Origin of the sequence: Pseudohalioglobus lutimaris, from assembly GCF_002866825.1 — a bacterium.
Classification (GTDB): Bacteria; Pseudomonadota; Gammaproteobacteria; order Pseudomonadales; family Halieaceae; genus Halioglobus; species Halioglobus lutimaris.
The window spans coordinates 1-20285 of record NZ_PKUS01000012.1 but is presented as its reverse complement, the minus strand read 5'-3'; the positions used below and the strand labels follow the sequence as shown (position 1 = coordinate 20285).

Annotated in this window: 18 protein-coding genes; 9 read left to right on the top strand and 9 right to left on the bottom strand. The window is 60.4% G+C overall.

The genetic code is table 11. From position 1 onward, the window contains the following. Nucleotide 1: 1 nt before the first annotated feature. From C0039_RS11245 to C0039_RS11225, 6 genes are all read left to right on the top strand, one after another. Nucleotides 2–1423: a mannitol dehydrogenase family protein gene (locus C0039_RS11245; protein ID WP_165787104.1), complete on the top strand. Its 1422-nt coding sequence runs from the start codon at nucleotides 2–4 to the stop codon at nucleotides 1421–1423. A gap of 140 nt (nucleotides 1424–1563) precedes the next feature. Then, nucleotides 1564–3687 (top strand): molybdopterin oxidoreductase family protein, encoded by a 2124-nt coding sequence (locus tag C0039_RS11240; protein ID WP_101518100.1) that lies wholly within the window; start codon nucleotides 1564–1566, stop codon nucleotides 3685–3687. Between the two features lie 226 nt (nucleotides 3688–3913). Then, nucleotides 3914–4507 carry a LemA family protein gene (locus C0039_RS11235; RefSeq protein WP_075999197.1) on the top strand — a complete coding sequence of 198 codons (594 nt, stop codon included), beginning with the start codon at nucleotides 3914–3916 and terminating at the stop codon, nucleotides 4505–4507. A 55-nt stretch (nucleotides 4508–4562) separates the two neighbouring features. Next, a complete protein-coding gene (locus C0039_RS21085) occupies nucleotides 4563–4709 on the top strand; it encodes a hypothetical protein (protein ID WP_157516072.1) in 147 nt (48 codons plus the stop codon). Nucleotides 4710–4712: 3 nt separating this feature from the next. Further along, nucleotides 4713–6671: a M48 family metallopeptidase gene (locus tag C0039_RS11230; RefSeq protein ID WP_101518099.1), complete on the top strand. Its 1959-nt coding sequence runs from the start codon at nucleotides 4713–4715 to the stop codon at nucleotides 6669–6671. Nucleotides 6672–6803: 132 nt separating this feature from the next. Beyond that, nucleotides 6804–7199 carry a helix-turn-helix domain-containing protein gene (locus C0039_RS11225; RefSeq protein WP_232334883.1) on the top strand — a complete coding sequence of 132 codons (396 nt, stop codon included), beginning with the start codon at nucleotides 6804–6806 and terminating at the stop codon, nucleotides 7197–7199. Between the two features lie 94 nt (nucleotides 7200–7293). Here the strand turns inward: C0039_RS11225 and C0039_RS11220 are convergent, their stop codons facing one another. From C0039_RS11220 to C0039_RS11205, 4 genes are all read right to left on the bottom strand, one after another. Further along, nucleotides 7294–9168, bottom strand: coding sequence for a sensor domain-containing diguanylate cyclase (locus C0039_RS11220; RefSeq protein WP_207796429.1), 1875 nt, complete (start codon nucleotides 9166–9168; stop codon nucleotides 7294–7296). A gap of 146 nt (nucleotides 9169–9314) precedes the next feature. Next, complete coding sequence (locus C0039_RS11215) at nucleotides 9315–10124, bottom strand: YdcF family protein (RefSeq protein WP_243391600.1); 810 nt, start codon at nucleotides 10122–10124, stop codon at nucleotides 9315–9317. Between the two features lie 38 nt (nucleotides 10125–10162). Beyond that, nucleotides 10163–11179, bottom strand: a complete 1017-nt coding sequence (galE, locus tag C0039_RS11210; protein WP_075999200.1) for a UDP-glucose 4-epimerase GalE — start codon at nucleotides 11177–11179, stop codon at nucleotides 10163–10165. A 105-nt stretch (nucleotides 11180–11284) separates the two neighbouring features. Continuing rightward, entirely contained in the window at nucleotides 11285–12655 is a 1371-nt protein-coding gene (locus C0039_RS11205; RefSeq protein WP_101518097.1) for a J domain-containing protein, read from the bottom strand. Nucleotides 12656–13259: 604 nt separating this feature from the next. On the opposite strand from C0039_RS11205, the gene C0039_RS11195 reads away from it, so the two are divergent. Next, nucleotides 13260–14306: an MraY family glycosyltransferase gene (locus C0039_RS11195; protein ID WP_101518096.1), complete on the top strand. Its 1047-nt coding sequence runs from the start codon at nucleotides 13260–13262 to the stop codon at nucleotides 14304–14306. Continuing rightward, entirely contained in the window at nucleotides 14303–15268 is a 966-nt protein-coding gene (locus C0039_RS11190; RefSeq protein WP_101518095.1) for an SPOR domain-containing protein, read from the top strand. Before C0039_RS11195 ends, C0039_RS11190 begins: the two co-directional genes overlap by 4 nt. Nucleotides 15269–15317: 49 nt before the next feature. Here the strand turns inward: C0039_RS11190 and C0039_RS11185 are convergent, their stop codons facing one another. After that, entirely contained in the window at nucleotides 15318–16124 is an 807-nt protein-coding gene (locus C0039_RS11185; RefSeq protein ID WP_101518155.1) for a tyrosine-protein phosphatase, read from the bottom strand. A gap of 92 nt (nucleotides 16125–16216) precedes the next feature. Then, nucleotides 16217–17734 (bottom strand): HNH endonuclease signature motif containing protein, encoded by a 1518-nt coding sequence (locus C0039_RS11180; protein WP_101518094.1) that lies wholly within the window; start codon nucleotides 17732–17734, stop codon nucleotides 16217–16219. Between the two features lie 272 nt (nucleotides 17735–18006). On the opposite strand from C0039_RS11180, the gene C0039_RS11175 reads away from it, so the two are divergent. Further along, nucleotides 18007–18477, top strand: a complete 471-nt coding sequence (locus C0039_RS11175) for a thermonuclease family protein (protein WP_101518093.1) — start codon at nucleotides 18007–18009, stop codon at nucleotides 18475–18477. Nucleotides 18478–18555: 78 nt separating this feature from the next. Here the strand turns inward: C0039_RS11175 and C0039_RS11170 are convergent, their stop codons facing one another. From C0039_RS11170 to C0039_RS21080, 3 genes are all read right to left on the bottom strand, one after another. Then, nucleotides 18556–18984, bottom strand: a complete 429-nt coding sequence (locus C0039_RS11170) for a hypothetical protein (protein WP_101518092.1) — start codon at nucleotides 18982–18984, stop codon at nucleotides 18556–18558. A 146-nt stretch (nucleotides 18985–19130) separates the two neighbouring features. Then, nucleotides 19131–19976 carry a class I SAM-dependent methyltransferase gene (locus tag C0039_RS11165; RefSeq protein WP_101518091.1) on the bottom strand — a complete coding sequence of 282 codons (846 nt, stop codon included), beginning with the start codon at nucleotides 19974–19976 and terminating at the stop codon, nucleotides 19131–19133. Between the two features lie 91 nt (nucleotides 19977–20067). Next, the gene (locus C0039_RS21080) at nucleotides 20068–20208 is read right to left on the bottom strand and encodes a hypothetical protein (protein WP_165787103.1); all 141 of its coding nucleotides are present in this window, start codon (nucleotides 20206–20208) and stop codon (nucleotides 20068–20070) included. Nucleotides 20209–20285 lie beyond the last annotated feature (77 nt).

Sequence of the window (20285 nt, the reverse complement as noted above, 5' to 3'; positions counted from 1 at the left end):
CATGAAGAGACTGAGTAACGGTAACCTGGCTGCAGTCACCGCAGGGGTGGCCACACCCGGCTATGACCGCAACACACTCAAACCCGGCATTCTTCACCTGGGCCTGGGCGCATTTCACCGGGCCCACCAGGCTGTCTATACGGACACGGCCATCGCCCGCAGCGGCGGTGACTGGGGCATTATTGGTGTATCCATGCGCAGCGACCGGGTAACCCAACAACTGGCACCCCAGGACGGCCTGTATTCGGTGCTCAGCGAAAACCAGAACCTGCGTGAGCTGAGAGTGATCGGGTGTCTACAGCGGGTGCTGGCGGCGCCACGATCACCCGCAGCTGTGACCGGATTGCTGGCCGACCCCGCTATTCGTGTGGTGACCCTTACCGTCACCGAGAAGGGTTATTGCCTGGGCGAAGACGGCTGGACACTGGCTCGCGCACTGCCATCGGTAAAACAGGATCTGGCCGACCCACAGCTGGCCACTACTGCCATTGGCGTGCTGGCCAGGGGGCTCGCGCAACGCTATCACAGCGGCGGCGCGCCAATTAACGTTATCAGTTGTGACAATCTCGGCGAAAACAGCGCACGACTGCGCGCAGTGCTGCTGCAATACATGGCCTCGGCATTTGCAGAGGCGGTTGACTGGGTGGAAAATGAAGTCGCCTTTCCCTGCTCCATGGTAGACAGGATTGTGCCGGCTACCACGGAGGCCGGCCTGCAACGACAGGCCGCGCTGATCGGCCTGCAGGACGCGGGGGCCGTGGCAACCGAGCCCTTTTGCCAGTGGATCATCGAAGACAAGCTGGCAACAGACGTGCCGGACTGGGCCGCCGCCGGTGCACAGTTCGTCAACGATATTCGCCCCTACGAGGAGATCAAGCTGCGGCTGCTCAATGCCAGCCACTCCAGCATTGCACTAGCCGGATTACTGGCGGGCAAAGAGACCGTGGCCGATGTAATGGCAGACCCGACGATGGCGGGCGAAATCACCGAACTGATGTCCAGGGAACTGCTACCGGCGCTGACCGCGCCCGAGGGCTTCGACCTTTTCACGTACCGGGACCAGCTGCTCGAACGTTTCTCGAACCCCTGCCTGCAGCACCGATGCGCCCAGATCGCCACCGACAGCACTGAAAAAATACGCCAGCGATGGCTGGGCACGCTGATGGCACAGGCCGGTGATACCCTGCTGCTGAGGTCACTGGCGCGCTGGTGCTTTTGGGTTCTGGAAACAGACCTGCCAATAGACGACCCACGCGCAGAAACACTATTGGCATTGCGTGCAAAACCGTCGCCAGACAGCGAGCGGCTGGCGGCGGCACTGGCATGCGTTGGTATCACTCCAAGGCAAAATGGACTGGATGAGCATCGCCTGCAATGCCTGCGGGAGCACATTGCCGGGTTGCAGAGGGCTGGTCACAGCTGACGGCAAGCCAAGGACTGCATACCCACGCTCGCAGCCCGCGCTAGCATAATCGCTGCGCTTGGCGCGGGACAACGCCGTTGCTATTGGTGTAGGAGGCGATTACATTTGTTGCCAGGCCCATCGCCATTAGAGGCATTCAGATGTCCCCCACGCAACCCACCACACACTACCGCGCCTGCCACCTCTGCGAAGCCATTTGCGGACTGGTGATCGAAACCGAGGGGGATAAAATCCTCTCTATCAAGGGCGACAAGAACGACCCCCTGAGCCGTGGCCACATCTGCCCCAAGGCGGTGGCGCTGCAGGACATCCACGAGGACCCGGACCGCCTGCGCCAGCCGGTGAAAAAAGTTACGGCCCAGGACGGCTCTACCGACTGGCAGACCATCAGCTGGGAGGAGGCACTGGACCTCACCGCCAACGCCCTGGTGGACACGATAAAAACTCACGGGGTCAACGCGGTGGGCATCTACGCCGGTAACCCGTCGGTACACAACTACGGCATGATGACCCACCCGGGGAACCTGTTCCGTCACATCCGCAGCCAAAACCGCTTCTCCGCGACCTCGGTGGACCAGCTGCCCCACCACCTGACGTCGCTGTGGCTGTTCGGACACAAATCCCTGTTCCCGGTGCCGGATATAGACCACACGCAGTACTTCCTGATGCTGGGGGCCAACCCGCTGGCGTCCAACGGCAGTCTATGGACCGTGCCGGACGTAAAAAAACGCATCAAGGACATGAAAGCCCGCGGCGGAAAACTGGTGGTGGTGGATCCGCGGCGCACGGAGACCGCAGAGCTGGCCAGCGAGCACTTCTTTATCACCCCGGGCTCGGACGCACTGCTGTTGCTGGGCCTGCTCAACACCCTGTTTACCGAGGGACTGATAAACCCGGGTCATCTGGCGCCCTTCACTACCGGCCTGGCCGAGGTGGAGCAGGCAATTGCCGGATTCACCCCCGAATTCGCGGCGCCGCACACCGGCATCAGCGCCGATGACACCCGCCGTCTGGCACGTGAGCTGGCAGCAGCGGAGGCAGGCATCTGCTACGGGCGCATGGGTCTGTCTACACAGCGCTATGGCGGGCTATGCCAATGGCTGATTCAGTTGATCAACATCGCCACCGGTAACCTGGACCGCCCCGGCGGCAGCCTGTTCGCCACACCGGCAGTAGACTCGGTGGCCAGCAGCGGCCCGGGCGGATTCAATCGCCACCAGAGCCGGGTGCGTGGGCTGCCGGAGTTCGACCGTGAGCTGCCCGCGGCGGCGATGGCGGAGGAGATAACCACCCCCGGCGAGGGCCAGATACGGGCCCTGTTTACTGCCGCCGGCAACCCGGTACTGTCCACACCCAACGGGGCACAGCTGGACAACGCCCTGGAGCAGTTGCAGTTCATGGTGTCGCTGGACCCCTACATCAACGAAACCACCCGCCATGCGCACGTGATCCTGCCGCCCACCTCACCGCTGGAGCACGATCACTACGACCTGTCTTTCCACTTACTGGCCATGCGCAATACCACGCGCTACAACCCGCCGGTTTTCGAACCGCCGGAAGACGCCCTGCACGACTGGGAGATATTCAGCGAGCTGGGCAAACGCGTGGCTGCCGGCCTGGGCCAGGAAGCACAGGCGGCAGTACCACCAGAGCAGATCATCGACATGGGCCTCCAGGCCGGACCGTGGAAGGAACGCGGTCTTAGCCTGGCGGAGCTGAAGAAGCACCCCTCGGGCATCGACCTGGGACCGCTGCAATCACAGCTACCGGGCAGGCTGCTCACCAAAGACAAACAGATTCGCTGCGATACCCCTGAACCGCTGGCAGACCTGGCCAGGCTGCGCGAGGAGTTCGCCGGCGCTGCAGACCAACAGTTAAGGTTGATCGGTCGCCGCCATGTGCGCTCCAACAATTCCTGGATGCATAACTACCGTCGGCTGGTAAAGGGCCGGGGCCGCTGCACCCTGTTGATGCACCCCCAGGACATGGCCTCGCGCGGTATTGACGACGGCGGCGAAGTGAAAGTCAGTTCACGTGTGGGCGAGGTCGCGGTAATCGCACAGGCCAGCGATGAGATGATGCCGGGTGTGGTCAGCCTGCCCCACGGCTACGGCCACAACCGCAAGGGCATACGGATGGGTATCGCTGAAGCGCACGCGGGGGTCAGCTGCAACGACCTCACCGACGACCGCTATCTCGATGACCTGAGCGGAAACGCCGCGGTCAACGGGGTACCGGTGGAAGTGGCGCCTGCCCTCGCCTGATAGTGAGGTGACCGCCCGGACAGCTCGATAACGGGGGCCCGGGCCAGGGTGAATCCGCCGTTACCCCCGCTCCATACCCGCACAATCGTGCCCTGCCTGCTTGCCAGCGGGTTCAACCCGCTTTTTCCCACGATTTTTCTGCGACCCGGCGCCCATCACTTGCTACTATTCCGGAAGCTGTAAACTGAACCGGTTCACAAAAACACAACTGTAAGGGGAAAACAGCATGTCCGGATTCGTGATATTCCTGCTGGTCGCACTGGCACTGGTGATTTATGTCATCAGCATCTACAACAAACTGGTGAGCCTGCGGAACCGTTTCAAAAACGCTTTCGCACAGATCGAGGTGCAGCTGAAGCGGCGCTACGACCTGATTCCCAACCTGGTGGAAACCGCCAAGGGCTACATGGCCCATGAGCGTGAAACCCTGGACGCGGTGGTCACCGCCCGCAACGATGCCGCGGCCGTGCTCAAGGCCATAGAAGGCGGTAATCTCGGCGGGGCCGACATCAGCAAACTGGCCAGCGCGGAAAACGCCCTGCAGGGTGCGCTGGGCAAGCTCAACGTGACCATGGAAGCCTACCCGGACCTGAAAGCCAGCGAGAACATGCAACAGCTTTCCGAGGAGCTGACCACCACCGAGAACCGCATCGCCTTCGCCCGCCAGGGCTACAACGACGCGGTGATGGTCTACAACACCTTCCGCCAGAGCTTCCCGCCGGTGTTCTTCGCTGCTTCATTCGGCCACCCGGAAGACGCGCAACTGCTGGAGTTTGAAGACAGCGCAGAGATTCAGGCTGCGCCCACGGTCTCGTTCTAGCTTACCCGCGGCAAGAGGCGGTGAGGTTGTACATGTACGCTGGCAGTTGCAATCGATGACGGGGAGCAATGTAAGCCTGAACCGTCGCACCGCAGTGGCGGACCACCGCCCGGGCGGGGATGACGGCGCCAGCGCCAGCAGAATCAGCGCCGACTGCAAGCATCGCCTCAGCCGGCTCACTCCCCGGTTCCTGCAGCGCTAACTCATGGACTTTTTCCAGCAACAGGATATCGCCCGCCGCAACACCCGCACCCTGGTGGTGATATTCAGCCTGGCGGTGCTGGCACTGATTCTGCTCACCAATGCCGCGGTGGCCGCGTTCCTTTTCTTTGCCAACGATTACAACGTCTACAACGGCAGCCGCGCCGGCCTGCAGGGTTTTCTCTCCTACTTCAGCTGGCAGCGCTTCGGCGGTATTGGCCTTGCCGTCACCGCGGTGGTGGGGCTGGTGATACTGGTGCGCTGGATACAGCTGTCCACCGGCGGCAAGGTGGTCGCCGAAAGCATGGGCGGCGTGCGCATCCTGCCGCAAACCCGCGACAAGGGCGAACGACGTTGCCTCAACGTGGTGGAGGAGATGGCGCTGGCGGCGAACATGCCGGTACCGGCTGTCTACGTGATGAACCACGAGCGCGGTATCAATGCCTTCGCAGCGGGCATTGTCCCTGCCGACGCGGTAGTCGCCGTTACCCGCGGAACCATCGACCACCTCAAACGCAGCGAATTGCAAGGCGTCATCGCCCACGAGTTCAGCCATATCCTCAACGGCGACATGCGCCTGAACATTCGCCTGGCCGCCATGCTCAAGGGCATTACCTTTGTGGGCGATGTAGGCCACATTCTTTTACGCAGCACCCATCGGGTACGCTCCGGGTCCAGCTCCAAAGGACAGGGCGCGGCACTGCCTATTCTCGGTCTGGCGCTATGGTTGCTGGGCTGGCTGGGTGGGCTGGCGGCGGGGTTCATTAAAGCCGGGATAAGCCGGCAGAAGGAGTACCTGGCCGACGCCAGCGCCGTGCAGTTCACCCGCGACCCCAATGGCATCGCCGATGCGCTCAAGGTGATCGGCGGCTATATACCCGGCTCGCTGGTGCACGCCGCACGGGCCGCGGAGATGTCGCATATTTTCTTCGGCGAAATTGAGCATCACCTGTGGCAGGCGTTTGCCACCCACCCACCGCTACAGCAACGCATCAGACGCCTGGACCAGCAGTGGGACGGTCGCTACATACAGCGCAAGCCAAAGCACTACCCCAACCCGAAACTGGACCCGTCGGCCACCCAGGGTCACGAACGGGCGTCCATCGTGGCGGCGGCGATGGCCTCGCTGGCGGCGGTTGATCGCTTACAACCACAGATGACCGAGGACGACGCCGATTTCGCCGAGGACGCGGCAGATCTGCAGCCCACAGACTATGAGGCGCAGACCGCCGATCAGGAGGGCATCCCCGTGGCCCTGGTGCGCCACAGCCACGAGCCCCTGGGCGCACATGCCCTGGTCTGTGCGCTGTTGATGAGCCCACAGGAAGATATCCACCAGCGCCAGATGGCGGTGCTGGAGGGCAGCGAAGCCCGCGGCCTGGCAGCGCTGACCCACACCCTCTATCCGGCCGTGGCGGAACTGGGCGCACCGCGGCAACTGCCGTTACTGGAGCTGTGCCTGCCGGCGCTGCGCAGTGTTTCCTTCAAACAGTACCGCAGCCTGAAACACACGCTGCTGCGACTGATACAGGCGGATGCGCGTATCGAATTACACGAGTGGTGCCTGTACCAGCTGGTGCGTCACTACCTGGACCCGGAATTCATTCAGGTCAAACCCAGTAGCGCGCGCTACCGGCGCCTGCAAAAAGTAGCGTCTGAGCTGCAGGTGGCACTGTCGGTACTGGCCCATGAGGGCGGTGGCCACACAGAGACAGTCTACCAACTGGGCATGGAAGAGCTGGCACTTTCGGGCCTGCCGTTGCTGCCGCGTGAGCAGTGCAGCGTGGCAGCCTTCAGCAAGGCAGTGCATGAACTGGCTGACTGCTATCCCCTGCTGAAACCCCGCGTGCTCAAGGCCATGGCGCTGGCCGCTGGCGAAGACGGCAGGCTGACGCCTGAGGAGAAAGAGATCATCGCCGCCATGGCCGCGGTGATGGACTGTCCGTCCCCCGAGTTGCTTTAACCGCTGATCCACGGGCAATCATTTTTGCCCCTCGCCTTTGCACGGCAAAATCCTGTGCTAGTCTAAAAACTGTGTCGCAAGAACGCGACCAACACTATCAAATCCATACACCACAACAAGGATGTTTTGGCCATGGAACAGACTATGCCCCTGAGCGCGGGGCAGCTGCAGAGCTATCCGCGCACCACACGTTTCCCTTCCGAAAACCGCTACCGCACCACCGACCGCGTACTGCAGATTCTACTTTCCGGCGATCTCTCGCGACTGCGTGCCGAGTCCGTTGCCGAGAGCATGGGGATCAGCACCACCACACTGCGCAGGCGCCTGCGTGCAGACCATACTCACTATCAGTTCCTGCTGGACCGGGCACGGCAATACCGGTGCGAGCAACAACTGCGCGACCTGTGGCTGCCGGGCAAGTGCCTGGCGGATCAGCTCGGTTACCTGGAGGTGAACAGCTTTTACCGGGCGTTCCGGCGCTGGACCGGTATCACCTACAGTGAGTACAAGGAGCGGTATCACAACTAGCGCCGGTAGCGAGGCGCGGGCCGGGCGCTGAGCACCCGGATGAAAAATGCCGCTGCTCACACGGGTGACTACAAGCCGGGTTTTCGGGTGCGCACTAATTAACGATACTGAGGCCTTTGTAGTTACCTATCATCACCTTATTGCGGCCATTTTCCTTACCGTGGTAGAGCGCTGTGTCCGCACGGGCGATGCAGGCCTCCAGCGTTTCGCCCTTGCGGAAAGAGGCGATGCCAAAAGTCATGGTGATACTCAGGCGCTGCTCGCCGAACTCGAAAAGGTTCTCGGCGATAGTCTTGCGTAGGCTTTCGCCCAGTACTGCAGCGCCATCGAGGTCGGTCTCTGGCAGCAACAGAATGAATTCCTCACCGCCCCAGCGCGCCACTTTGTCTACTTCCCGCAGGCGGCCCTGCAACAGTCTGGCGGCACGCTTGAGTACTTTGTCGCCGCAAACATGGCCGTGCTGGTCGTTGAAGAGCTTGAAGTTGTCTACATCAGCCAGCAACACGGACAAAGGCCGGTCTGTTCGGGCCGCACGACCTATCTCTCTCTCGGCCTCATCGGCGAAGCCACGCCGGTTGAGCAGTCCGGTCAGGTGATCGAACCGGGCGACGCGGGCCAACTGTTCATTGGCCTCGCTCAGTTCAGCCGTGCGTTCGGCAACCTCCACTTCCAGCTCGCGGCACATGGTAGTGAAACGGTTAGCCAGCGACACCGCCATAGCCACAAGGACGGCGATAAAGCCCAGCGGAGCGATACGCGCGGTCTCCAGATGCACCATGTCGATCAACATGTCGTTCACTGCAGCGCCAATAAAGATAATCGTACCCAGCAGCACCGTACGCGCCTCGGCATTGCCGGCGCGCGATTCTCGCAGCAGAACCCAGGGTGCCCAGGCCATAATGGGGATGATCCACAACTGCCAGATACTCAAGGTCTGGTAGTGCACCGTATGCCCGGGGATAAGCACCACCAGTAGCGAGGCAGCGACGAAGCTCACCTGGTAGGCGCGCAGCCAACGGCTTATCGGCAAGCCCAACAGTGACCAGATCATCTGCATACCCACCGCAGGTAGCAGGTACACCGCCCCGAACTCAATCTTTTTCATGCTCAGGAAAGAAAGATCCGTGATGTACTTCCACTGGGTGATCATTACCCCGTAAACCGCAACGTTACAGGCCATCAGGCCAAACCAGAAAAACGCTTCCAGGTTGCGATTCCGCCCGTAGAGGTATAAGTGGTAGCAGCCAAAGAAGAGCGTCATGGCGGCGAATATCAGTCCTGGCAATTCGGCAATCACACCGCCAATCAGCAGGTCACGGAAGTAACCCAGCTTGAACTCGCCGGAGATCGGGCCAGCACCCCAGCTGTCCACCAGCGCTGCTTCTCCGCCCCAGACGCGAAGCGCCAACACCAGACGTCCATCGGCGTCCACGGCGGACTCGGAAATACTCAGCACACGCTCGCGGTCGTAATCGGTCTCGTTGAGCGGTGGCAGGCGGCCAACACTGCCGATCAATTCGCCGCCTGCATAGAGCTCATAGGCGCTGAGCACTTTGCCCATTCTCACCGCCAGTTGATCCAGTAATCGCGTGCCGCGCAATTCAGGGTCGACAATAAGACTGAGGCGGTACCAGCCCATCTGCCCCTGTTCAGGATAGCCACCCGTGGGCCAACGCTGGGGCACACCCAGTGTCTGCCACTGGCTGTCATCCAGCGCCGGGTTGGCCCAGCTCAGATCGTCCCCGGGTTGAAAACGCCACTGCCCGCGCAAAGACAGGCCCTCAGCCAGGTTCGCGGCGCTCACCCGGGGCACATCGGCGTCGGCATCGGCATCGGCATCGGGATGGGCATGGGCCTGCTGGCCCGCCACGAGCAGACAAGCGGCTACAAAAAACAACAACAGCGGACGCAGGAGTACCTTGCTGTAGCCGGCAAGCCACAAGGAGGCTGGCCAGGTCCGGCAAGGCACTGCAGAACTGCTTGCTGTAATGTTGTTCGGGGGCATTGGACTCCCACGGTAACCCGTCTGTAAATCGTGGCCAGTATAGAATGCCGCAGGCCGTGACCGCTTTCAGGTTGCCGGATACTTGAGCCAGTTCACATAAAAATCAGCACTTAAAGCCAATTTCTGTGGCGATAGTAGAAATAGCCCACATATTCCCTGATGGCGTACGTGGATCGCGAAAGCGCCTCTACGGTGGGTAGCCAGCGCAATATTGAGGGCTCGGCGACCAGCTGCTGGAAGTCCGCAGGGGCGGGTATTACCGTAAGCCCCTCGCGCTCAAACAGCGGCACCGCCCGGCGCAAATGGAATGCAGATGTCACCAGAAGGATACGTTTCACTCCCCTGGCCTCCAACAAAACACCGGAGTAGCTCGCGTTCTGCCGGGTGTCGCGACTTTGTTGCTCCAGAAGCAACGCCGTGCGCGGCACACCCATCAGTTCAAGGAAGTCGGCCATCTGCAGCGCCTCTGCGCGACTACCTTCAGGAGCACCGCCAGACAACAACACCAGCGGCGCCTTGTTCGCCTTGTACAGTGCAACGGCATGGGTCAGGCGGTCTGCCCGGGCATTGAGGTCCGCCATACTGCTCATGTGCGTATCGCCGCGCGTGGCGCCGCCGAGCACCACGATCGCTTCCGCAGCAGGCAGCACGGACATGGCTTTGGGTGGGTACTGATCTTCCAGGGATGCCATCAATCGATCCGCCACCAGCGCGGTAGAGCAGGCATACAACCAGGCCAGCGCCACCACCGACAGGGTGGAAGAAATACGCCGCCAACGCCGACACAGCAAGGCCAGTACACCCAGCAGCAGAGAAAAGCTGAGCGGGTAAACCAGAAGTGAAAGCAGCTTGGTCAGGGCAAAAGAAATATCATCTCTCCCGAAGGCATGCGCTATGAACTGCGCCGGGGTGACTGGCACCGTGCAGGGCGGATAAGCGGCGCGCTGGCATTACCGGCTCAGCCGTAACCCGAGGGGTTGGCTTCCTGCCAGCGCCAGGTGTCGGCGCACATCTGTTGCAGTGAGCGCGTTGCCTTCCAGCCCAGCAAGGACTCGGCCATGGCCGGATCAGCCCAGCACTCGGCAATATCACCGGCACGGCGTTCAACGATCTGACAGGGAATCTCTTTGCCGCAGGCTGACTCGAAAGCGCGCACCATATCCAGAACCGATGCGCCCTTACCGGTACCCAGGTTCACTGTCAGCAGGCCGGTGTTCTGCAGCACAAAGCGCAGCGCCGCCACGTGCCCCTCGGCGAGGTCCACCACGTGTATGTAGTCACGCACGCCGGTGCCGTCGGGTGTGGGATAGTCACCCCCGAATATGGACAGTTTTTCGCGGCGACCCACCGCCACCTGGGCGACGAAAGGCATCAGGTTATTGGGCCAGCCCTGCGGGTCCTCGCCGATGCGGCCACTGGCGTGCGCACCGACGGGGTTGAAGTAACGCAGGCGGCCAATACTCCAGTCCGGGTGAGCTGCGTCCCAGTCGGCCAGTATCTCCTCTACCATCAGCTTCGAGCGCCCGTAGGGGTTTGTAGCCGAAGTGGGAAAGTCCTCGCGAATAGGTACCGAATCCGGGTCGCCGTAGACCGTGGCGGATGAAGAAAAAATAATACGATTGACGCCTGCGCGCGCCATGGCGGCCAACAGCACCAGGGTGCCGTTGACGTTATTGTCGTAGTACTCAAGCGGCTTTTCCATGGACTCGCCTACCGCCTTGAGGCCAGCGAAGTGCATCACCGCCGCTATATCATGTTCCGCAAACAGTGCATCCAGGCAGGCGGCATCGCGCACATCGCCTTCCACCAGCGGAATACTTGTGTCGGTGATTGTCTCTACGCGGCGCACGGCCTCGGCACTGGCATTACAAAAATTATCCAGCACCACTACTGCGAAGCCGGCTTCGATCAGGGCAACACAGGCGTGACTGCCGATGTATCCGGCACCGCCGGTAACCAAAATAGTAGAGGACATACGTTTACCTGGTGTTCGTTAAAAAAGTTTACCGAGCAGGCCGGAAAAGATCAGCCTGTCGGTGATAGCCTTGATGTTGCGGTCAATGCCGCCCCCGGACATCGTTCAGAACGTCATGCGGGTTATTTCCAGGGCGCCATCTGCATTGCGTCCCACCTCAAAATCTATCTCTGCTTCCAGCGTGGCACCCCGCCCGCGCTGTGCGGGCAAGGCAGTAATGGCCACTCGTGCCGACCCTTCGCGCGGCGACGTCCCGGCTTGCCATACAACGTCACTGAAGCCGACGCTCAACACCCGGATGTTGCTGAATATTCTGGCAAAATAGTCGTCGATGCCTGCCCTGCCCTCTGCCCTGGAGGTATAGGCGTCGGCCGCGAACAAGCCTGCAAAGGCTGCTGCATCTTTCGCCTGATAGTGCTCACCAAAAAGCTGCAGCAGACTGTCCAGCTCGGCGTCGGTTATCGGTTCTACGGTGGACGCACCGGCCTGCAGTAACGGCGAGGATGCAGCACTGGCAATCGAGTCCGGTGCGGGTTCTGCGTCCGGCGCGGTTTCTGCAACCGCGTCCTGTTCGGTTACATCAGCCTCTGTCTGTGCATTGGCCGCCTGCAGCGCGTCGGCGTTTTCTTGCGGCTTTACGCCTGCGGCAACGGCGGGCGCCGGCAATTTTGGTAAGGCGATCTCGGGGCCGCGCGAAGCCTGGTTGAAGGTATATACGCCGACGCCCATCACGCATACCAACACTATCGCCACGTACAACCACGGACTGCTGAAAATCGATGCGGGCGGTTTGGCATGCGCCGCAACCGGTGTTGAGGTTGCTGCGTCAGACGCTGCCCCAGCGTGCACCGGGTCTGCCGGTTGATCCTGGGCCGAGCTCTCCTCGGCGGTTTCTGCCTGCGCCAGGCTGTGGTCCATAGCGCCCGATGATGCCAGCGCCTCCAGTTGCTGCGGTATTGGATTCACTGGCACGGGTTCGGGCGCCTGGCGAGCTTTACCCATCATAATGACAATGCCGCCGCCAGCCTGTTCTACGTCGTACTCCGCCCGACGGCCGGTGTCGTTGAGGACAGCAAAGGCCTGCTCTACTCTGGGGGTGTGGCGCGTCCCCCAGTGCGGATCGTCAGCGTCCCACTGGGCAGCCAGCAGCCGAGAGAGGTAGTCGTGATGCTGAACAATCTGTTTCTGGTCAGCACGGCGAGTCAGCCCCAGCACGCGATAATGGTCCTTTGGCGAATCGAACATCAGCAGCTGGATATAACGCAACACCGCCGCACGGCAGTCCGCCTCACTCACGGCCAGGGCTGTGGCGGTTTCTGCGATCTGCTCTTCACTCAGGCAACCGTCCTGCGACGCCAGCAACGCGGTCACCCCCGGAGGTAAAGGGGCTGCTGAACGTTGCTCATCGTAGTCGCTGGGGTACCGGTAGTAATCCAGCGCCAGGAACAGTAGCTCGGGTATTTGCTGCATACTCATTCGTCCAATTCAAGGTGCGGCCAAAGTCACACCCGGGAAATACCTCCTTCTATTCTTCAACATACACCAAGGCCCTACAAGCAACGCAATCAATATTCTGGATTACAGCTACCATGGCGCGGCCTTGAATAAAGTCTTCAGTATAAACCCGCCTGCTTCACTAACATTGATGTAAAGTGGTAGGAAAGAAAGTTGAAAGCCGTTCTTTCAGGCTAGCGCGAGCATAGTGCAATTCCAGCAAAACCAGACGGCGCCCCGCGCAAACTGATGGACAGCAGCAAACTGGCGAGCCTCGGCTGGACGCCACTCTTTGACCTGCGCAGCGGCCTGGAGAACGCGTACCATTGGTACATTCAAAATGCGGTTGAAGTCGGGAAATAGTCTACATCAGGGACTAAACTTGCCAAAAAAAGGCAAAAAACTACCGTTTTTACTCTAAATTGTGAACATTTCTGCAAATTTGGGCGCCACCTTTATCGACCTGCCGTGTTCACTACGTATAATCCTCTATAACGGGACACGGCCAGCACGGCGTGTTAATACGCCAGAAGCACTGGTAGCAGGATTTCCCGCTTCAGGCAAACCAAAAGAGTAGACGACTGGAATGCTGTTCACTGCCGTGGTTATTGTTGCATTCGCGATGGCGCGCTTAAGCGTTGGCCTTGGCGTCAGGGCTGGGCTAGTAGACCTGCCAGACGCACGCAAGCTCCACAGCGCACCGACGCCGCTCACCGGCGGCATTTTCATCTTCCTCACCATTTTGATTTGCACATTCGCTACCGGCACAGCTCCCTACAGCAACGGCATGCTGGCCATTGCTGTTGGTGTTTTCCTGGTCGGCGTGTTCGACGACATACAGCACATCAACCCCTGGTTGCGCCTTGGCATACAGTATTGCGCGGGGTTGGCGCTGGCGACATACGGCGGCATAACTCTCTACAACGTCGGCGACTTGCTGGCCATGGGCGACATACCCCTGCTGTTCCTCGCTGTGCCGCTTACCGGACTGGCTGTTGCAGGCCTTTCCAATGCTTACAACATGATCGACGGCATAGACGGCCTGGCTGCCACTACCGTTGCACTACCCTTGTTGGTGCTTTACCTGCTGGCCGTATACAGCGGCCACCCGCACGCCAACTTCTTATTACTGATGCTGATTCCCCTGGCGGTATTCCTGGTTTTCAACCTGGGTCCGAATAATGCGCTGCTGCCAAAAATGTTTCTTGGCGACGGCGGCAGTGTGACGCTGGGGTTCCTGGTCACCAGTTCCCTGGTGTACTTCTCCCAGGGAGAGAACGCTGTGATTCTGCCGGTTACCGCGCTGTGGCTGGTCACCGTACCGCTTATGGACATGCTTTCCACCATGCTGCGCCGCTTGCAGGAGCGCCGTCCGCTGATGGAGGCAGACCGCGGCCACCTGCACCATACGCTTCAGGACATGGGCCTTAATCGCCGTCAGACCCTGCATGTTATGGCCCTGTACGCCGGCGCTTGCGCGTTGACTGGCCTTCTGCTGCAAAACGTTCCAGAGTACCTGAGCCTGGCCACCTACTCCCTGTTGTTCCTTGCCCACAGCGTGTTTGTACTCAAACGGGAACAGGTAGCTGAACACATGCAGGGACTACTTGGCCGCCTGACCGACGGCGCGTGAGCACCCGGCCGCTGGCCGCAGCGCTGCTCACCACTGCGCTGATGCTAACCGGTGCGTTGCCTGGCTGGACCAATAACTCTCCCAACAACACCCCCAACTTCACCCTGGAAGACGGCTACGATGCCTTTGAACAAGGCAACGTTGCCAAGGCCATTGGCATCTGGGCGCAGCTTGCTGACCAGGGCAACGCCACTGCACAACTCAACCTGGGTCAGATATACCGCCTGGGCAACGGCGTAGAGCAGAACGACGCCGAGGCGGTGAAGTGGTACATCATGGCAGCACAGAACGGCTCACAAACCGCCGCTGCGAACCTGATGATGATGGAACAGGACGGCCGCGCCACCCGCGAGGAAGTCGCGCAGGCATTTATAAAACAGCCACAAACTGCGAATATGCCGGTGGCTTCTGTGGCAAAAACACCTGCTGATATCGCACCTGCGCCGGTTAAAGCCCCAAGCGCACCGGTAAAACCCGCCGCGCCGGCAGTGGTCGCCGTTGCCAAGCCGCAGCCGCAGGTTGTGCCAGAAGCTGCGACCATAGCCCGGCCAGCTCCCATTTCGCAGGCCAAGCCTGTGCCCAAACCCAGGCCTGAACCCAGGGCCGAACCCCGGCCCAGTGCACAGCCCACGCTCGCCGCCAAGCCCGCAAAGCAGAAACAGTGGATTGCCACCCTGCCGCGCAGGAACCTGGTGATACAGTTGCTGAAGTCAGCTGACCCCGAATCACTTACCCGCTATGCAGATGCAAAGCTGGGTAGCGCAAAAACGCAAGCGCATATTGTGCCGACCGTGCGCGGAGTGAAAAAGGAGTATTTGCTGTTACTGGGGCCTTATAACACGCTGTCGCAGGCGGATCGCGCGCTCAAGAAACTGCCCGCCGATGTGCAGCAGGGCATGCCCTGGGCGGGCGGCCAGCCCTGGGTGAGAACAGCCGAATCGGTGCAACGCATCAGCAAATGATAGCCGCGGCAGAGAGCCCTGGATAAAGCGATTACGTGAGTACCCGGTTTCAGCGATTGAACAGTCGAGCCGGCCAGCTTTTTTTTACGCGCTTGCGCCTGCGTATACCGCCCACTAAACCCACAGGCAGCGGCACACTATCTGGCTCCGCATTACTCACTACCGCATGCGGCCGGTCCAGCACCATTCGCCAGGCTTCTTCCTCACCAACAATTGCCGCCGCCGCATCGCGCGCCTCGGCCAGCACGGGTGCACGCCCGTCGAGGTTGTGTCCGTCAGATGCCAGAACGTGTGTTACTCCATCTGCCAGAAAACGCTCCGCCGCGCGCTGTGCCCGCGAACCAAACGCACCCAGCAGACTCCCCCCGGTAAGCTGTAACCAGGCTCCCTGGCGAGCGGCGTTGACGAATAGGTCGTAGTCCGCCTCGATATAACTCAGCCGTTCGGGATGGGTGATGACGGGGATATAGCCCGCCAGGAGCACGTTATAAAGCAAGTCAGCCAGAATAGGCGTGGCCACATGGTGGGGCGGCTCAAAGAGAAAATAGCGGCTGCCGTGCAACGAGGGCAGGGTTTTATCCTGCAGACCCTGCACCAGGTCAGGCACCACCTGGATGTCTGCTCCATAAGTGAGCTGCAGAGGAATCCCGGCATCTAACAATTCACACTGCAGATCCCAGGCTGCACGCCGAATGCCTGCAAGGGTGTTGGGAAACACGCCGGGATAGATATGCGGTGTACACACGGTAATCGAAATGCCGTCTTCCACTGCGATCTCCGCCATTTGCAGTGACGTCTCGAGGTCTTTGGCGCCGTCATCAATGGCCGGCAGCATATGGCAATGAAGATCTATCATGGGGCATCCATACTCCGGGCTTCGATCATAGCAATGATTGGCAAACAGGCGCGAGGAAAACAGCAGCTGACCCATTCAGCTTGGTGGCGTTGCTATCCACTACCCTTACCCTTCGCCGAATAAAAAATCTCCGCGGAGACGCCGTTCAGCCGAATGTCGAAGCACCCGCGATGCAACTGCCGGTGGTGGAAGCGACACAGGGTAACCAGATTTTCCAGACTGGTTTCCCCTCCGTCCGCCCAATGCTGGATATGATGAGCATCTACATGCTCTGACTCATGACAGCCGGGATACTGGCACACCCCGTCCCGTTCGCGCAGCGCACGACGAATAGGCGATGGCACGATACGCGACTTTCGACCCACGTTCAGCACATTGCCCGCATCATCTTCTAGCACGGTGACCAGCGATGCGTCGCAGCTCAGCCGCCGCGCGGTGTCCGGAGACAGCCACGGCTTATCCTCGAAGTGGGCCCGACCATGGGTGCAACACACACCCGACCGCTGCTCACGCAGGGTGTTTATGTCCACATGCATAACCACCTGACAGCGCTCTGACCCTTTCAGCCCCTGCAAGCCGCGGTAGTTGGGGTCGGAAGCAAGAAAGTGTTCTACCATGGCCACCAGTGCGTCGGCTCGCACCTGGTTCATGTGCTGTGAAAACGTCTCCGCGGAGATTTTTTCCTCCGCCCGCGCATAGGCAAGGTGACTCGGCAGCTCCTCGACAGCACCCCTCCCAGAACCTGACCCCGCACTCGCAGCATCCGGGTGGCAACCGGCACCCACTCCCGATGCCCCCGCAGAAACACCCGGTTGTGCACACGCAGGTGACGTTTCCGCGGAAACGTCTTCGCCAGTACCCTGCTCACGACGCAGAATCTTGCGCGCGACCTCTTGCATGCGTGCCTTCTGCTTTGCCTTCCACTCTTCCTGACGCTCCTCTTCCAGCGGCCGGGCCACCGCCTGCAAGGCCTTCATTACCAGCTGCCCCTGCTCCGGCGTCAGCCTGGCGTGAATAACCCACATGCCATCCTTGTCCTGAAACCAATACAGCTCGCGCGCCAGTTCACGCGCTGCTTCGACGTCCAGCTCCGGCGCAGTGCCGTGCTCTACCGCTCCAGCTGATGCCTTGGCGGCCCTCACTTCACCCTGCTCATCGCCCAGTAAACCCGCCATGCCCGGCTCTGGCACCGGTTGGTACTTTGACACCAGCTTCTCCAGGTGACCCGCGCTGTTCTGCTCCGCCAGGTGAACCATAAAGCCCTCGTTCTCAGGCGTGGCCACGCGGGTGATTGCGCGCACTTTGGAATAAGAGATGCCGCCCTCGGAGAAGGCCTCATTTATTTCTGGCAGCCCCACCAGCTGCCTTGCCACACGCACCTTCTCCCGCGCTGCGCCCAGCGCAATGCCGCAGTTGGCTGCAAGCCAATGGGCACACGAACGCATTGCCTCCTCTGTGCGCCAGCCGCCACAGCGGTCAAACTCGGCGATCATCCGCAGCAGACGATGATTCGCCGCATTAATCTGCGCCGATAGCAGGGTGATAGCCTGCCCCAACTGCGCCCCGTTCAGCTCATGGCCCCAATCGCTTGCTACCGCTGGCATACCCATAACAATCGCCTTTACTGTTTATTTATACAGTATAGTAGCGCGCCCTGGTCCCTCCCCGAAGCCCGGCGTGCTATCAAATTCAGCCACCTGCTGCGCGACCATGCGACAATACCGCCATGGCAAACCTCCACGACGTCAGCCCGAACCACCCGCACAGGCTTGCCCGCCCGCGTCGACTTCGCAGGCCCGGAAAGCCCACGGCGCATAAAACGCGCTACTACCGACCCCAAGGGCAGAGCCGTTCGCAGCGACCCGGTGGCCGCAAGCGGGAAATGACATTTTTGGTTGGTGCGCTGCTGCTGATCGCGCTTATCATTTGGCTGGACAACGCCAGCATCAAGCCCGTTGAGTTGCTGAGCGTGAGTGACGGCGACACCCTGCGCGTATCTCTGGAAGGCAAAACCTACAAAGTGCGGCTTTACGGGATAGACACCCCCGAATCCGACCAGCCTTTCGGCGGAGCCGCAAAACAGGCGCTGCAGGATCTAGTTGCGAACAAAGCGCTATCAATAAAGGAACGTGACGAGGACCGCTACGGCAGGCTGGTTGCCATAGTCTATGCGGACGGGGAAAGCGTGAACCTGCAGTTGGTAGAAGGCGGCTACGCCTGGTGGTACCGGGACTACGCGACGTTCAACATGCCGCTGGCCTTTGCCGAGTTCAGCGCCAGGCTGGATGACCGGGGACTATGGCAAGAAGAAAACCCCACGCCACCCTGGGAGTGGCGAAGAAACCAACGTTAATGGCCCCCTTCTCCCGACTCGAGAAGACCGCCGCCCGGACCGTGTGCTGTTACTTGGACACTGACCAATGAAACCAGCTCAGGACACCCAGACAAGCAGGGTTTGCAGCACTGGGATCGCCACGGCCACCAGGATAACACCGAGCATGACATTGATGCGGGCGAAGCGAACGTCTACCTCAGCGAAGCGTTGCTCTAGCCTGGCACCTGCTTCAGCAAAGCGTTGCTTTATGCTGGCATCTGCTTCAGCGAAGCGTCGGTCCATCTTGGCATCCATTTCGCCAAAACGAGCATCGACCTGAGCAAAGCGCCGCTCCATTTTCGCCTCTATCCGCGTTTCGAATTCCGTAAAGCGCGTATCGAGGTAGTCCCTGGTGACCAGGGCATCCATATTGTGAACAAAGACTTGCGTCATGGCCTTGGCATGTACCTCCGCCTGCTCTCGCGAAACCCCGGAAGACTCCAACGCGCGGGCATACTCCAACGGATCAAATGCTATGGCTGCCATGCTACGCTCCCGGTCACTTTTTGACCAGCCTACACGAGCGCTACAACAACGAGAACATCAAAACCCACCAGCATGACAACTGACGGCGCATATCAAACCGCTGCCCATACCATACCGCGTCAGGACCAAAGCTACTGCGACCCAGGCTAAGCCGCATTCGCCGTAACAAACCACACCGCACCGGCAAGCTTGAGTTTGCCATCGGTATAAAAAGGCTCCATGACCTGGGCACCCTCATCGACCACTCGGGCTATGGTTTCCGCTGGCTGGTCCACCAGCAGGCGCGAAACCGGGCCCACAGCCATCAACTCCGCAACCGTTTCACGCAGGCCGCCACCGCTGCCAAAATTCATATTCACCGCATGAGGGGCGATAACGATATCACCAAAGCCGCTGGCAGCGAGTATCGACTCGAGCCGCTGGGGATCTGCTAACGCGAAGGGCCCGGGGGCATGCGGGTCTGGAGACTCTGGCGGCGCAATGTGGCGCAGCGCCGCCTGTACGGGCAGCAACGTCCACTGGTTATCCTTCATGGCCTGCCAGCAGCAGAAGCCCAGGCGGCCATCGTCTTTCAGTGCATAGCGCATATTGCTGAACGCAGCAACAGGGTCGTCGAAAAACATAACGCCAAAGCGAGAGAAAAGCAGGTCTACACTGCCGGGGTCAAAGGCATACGTGGCGGCATCGGTCTCCAGAAACGACAGCGCCGCAGCATTTGCGGGTAAGTCCCTGCCCCGGGCAATTTCCAGCATAGGCGCGGAAATATCCACACCCAGCACCTCGCCGCCCGCACCGATAGACTCCGCCAGCAGCACGCTCTGGCTACCCCCGCCGCAACCTATGTCGACAGCGTAACTGCCAGGCTCAGGCTGCAGGTGTGCCAGTAGATCCTGCGCAACCGGCCGCAGCAGCGTGGCCATGGTCTCGTCTTCGGCGGCCCAGCGAGCGCCCGCCTCGCCATTCCAGTACTCGTGTTGTTGTTCATTGGCCATGATGAATCACTCCGTATAGTCAGAGCCCATTCTGGCATAAACAAGCCAACATCCGTATAGACCCGCCCGGGCTGGAGACAGCAAAGCTGGCTCAGGATAACCAGTTAAACAGGGTTTGCAGCACCGGGATTACCACAGCGACCAGGATAACCCCCAGCAGCACATTGATGCGGGCGAAGCGGACTTCCATTTCAGCGAAGCGGGCGTCAATCTGCGCGAAACGCCGCTCCATCTTTGCGTCGATCCTCGCCTCAAGCCGTGGTTTTACCCCGGCACGGCGGACATTCAGTTAAGAGCAGTTTGACTCAA

What these genes read in the sequence shown, in the direction of transcription:
- C0039_RS11245 (WP_165787104.1), top strand. Translation starts at nt 2, where the DNA reads ATGAAGAGACTGAGTAACGGTAACCTGGCTGCAGTCACCGCAGGGGTG.
- C0039_RS11240 (WP_101518100.1), top strand. Translation starts at nt 1,564, where the DNA reads ATGTCCCCCACGCAACCCACCACACACTACCGCGCCTGCCACCTCTGC.
- C0039_RS11235 (WP_075999197.1), top strand. Translation starts at nt 3,914, where the DNA reads ATGTCCGGATTCGTGATATTCCTGCTGGTCGCACTGGCACTGGTGATT.
- C0039_RS21085 (WP_157516072.1), top strand. Translation starts at nt 4,563, where the DNA reads ATGACGGGGAGCAATGTAAGCCTGAACCGTCGCACCGCAGTGGCGGAC.
- C0039_RS11230 (WP_101518099.1), top strand. Translation starts at nt 4,713, where the DNA reads ATGGACTTTTTCCAGCAACAGGATATCGCCCGCCGCAACACCCGCACC.
- C0039_RS11225 (WP_232334883.1), top strand. Translation starts at nt 6,804, where the DNA reads ATGGAACAGACTATGCCCCTGAGCGCGGGGCAGCTGCAGAGCTATCCG.
- galE (WP_075999200.1), bottom strand. Translation starts at nt 11,179, where the DNA reads ATGTCCTCTACTATTTTGGTTACCGGCGGTGCCGGATACATCGGCAGT.
- C0039_RS11205 (WP_101518097.1), bottom strand. Translation starts at nt 12,655, where the DNA reads ATGAGTATGCAGCAAATACCCGAGCTACTGTTCCTGGCGCTGGATTAC.
- C0039_RS11195 (WP_101518096.1), top strand. Translation starts at nt 13,260, where the DNA reads ATGCTGTTCACTGCCGTGGTTATTGTTGCATTCGCGATGGCGCGCTTA.
- C0039_RS11185 (WP_101518155.1), bottom strand. Translation starts at nt 16,124, where the DNA reads ATGATAGATCTTCATTGCCATATGCTGCCGGCCATTGATGACGGCGCC.
- C0039_RS11180 (WP_101518094.1), bottom strand. Translation starts at nt 17,734, where the DNA reads ATGGGTATGCCAGCGGTAGCAAGCGATTGGGGCCATGAGCTGAACGGG.
- C0039_RS11175 (WP_101518093.1), top strand. Translation starts at nt 18,007, where the DNA reads ATGACATTTTTGGTTGGTGCGCTGCTGCTGATCGCGCTTATCATTTGG.
- C0039_RS11170 (WP_101518092.1), bottom strand. Translation starts at nt 18,984, where the DNA reads ATGGCAGCCATAGCATTTGATCCGTTGGAGTATGCCCGCGCGTTGGAG.
- C0039_RS11165 (WP_101518091.1), bottom strand. Translation starts at nt 19,976, where the DNA reads ATGGCCAATGAACAACAACACGAGTACTGGAATGGCGAGGCGGGCGCT.
- C0039_RS21080 (WP_165787103.1), bottom strand. Translation starts at nt 20,208, where the DNA reads ATGGAGCGGCGTTTCGCGCAGATTGACGCCCGCTTCGCTGAAATGGAA.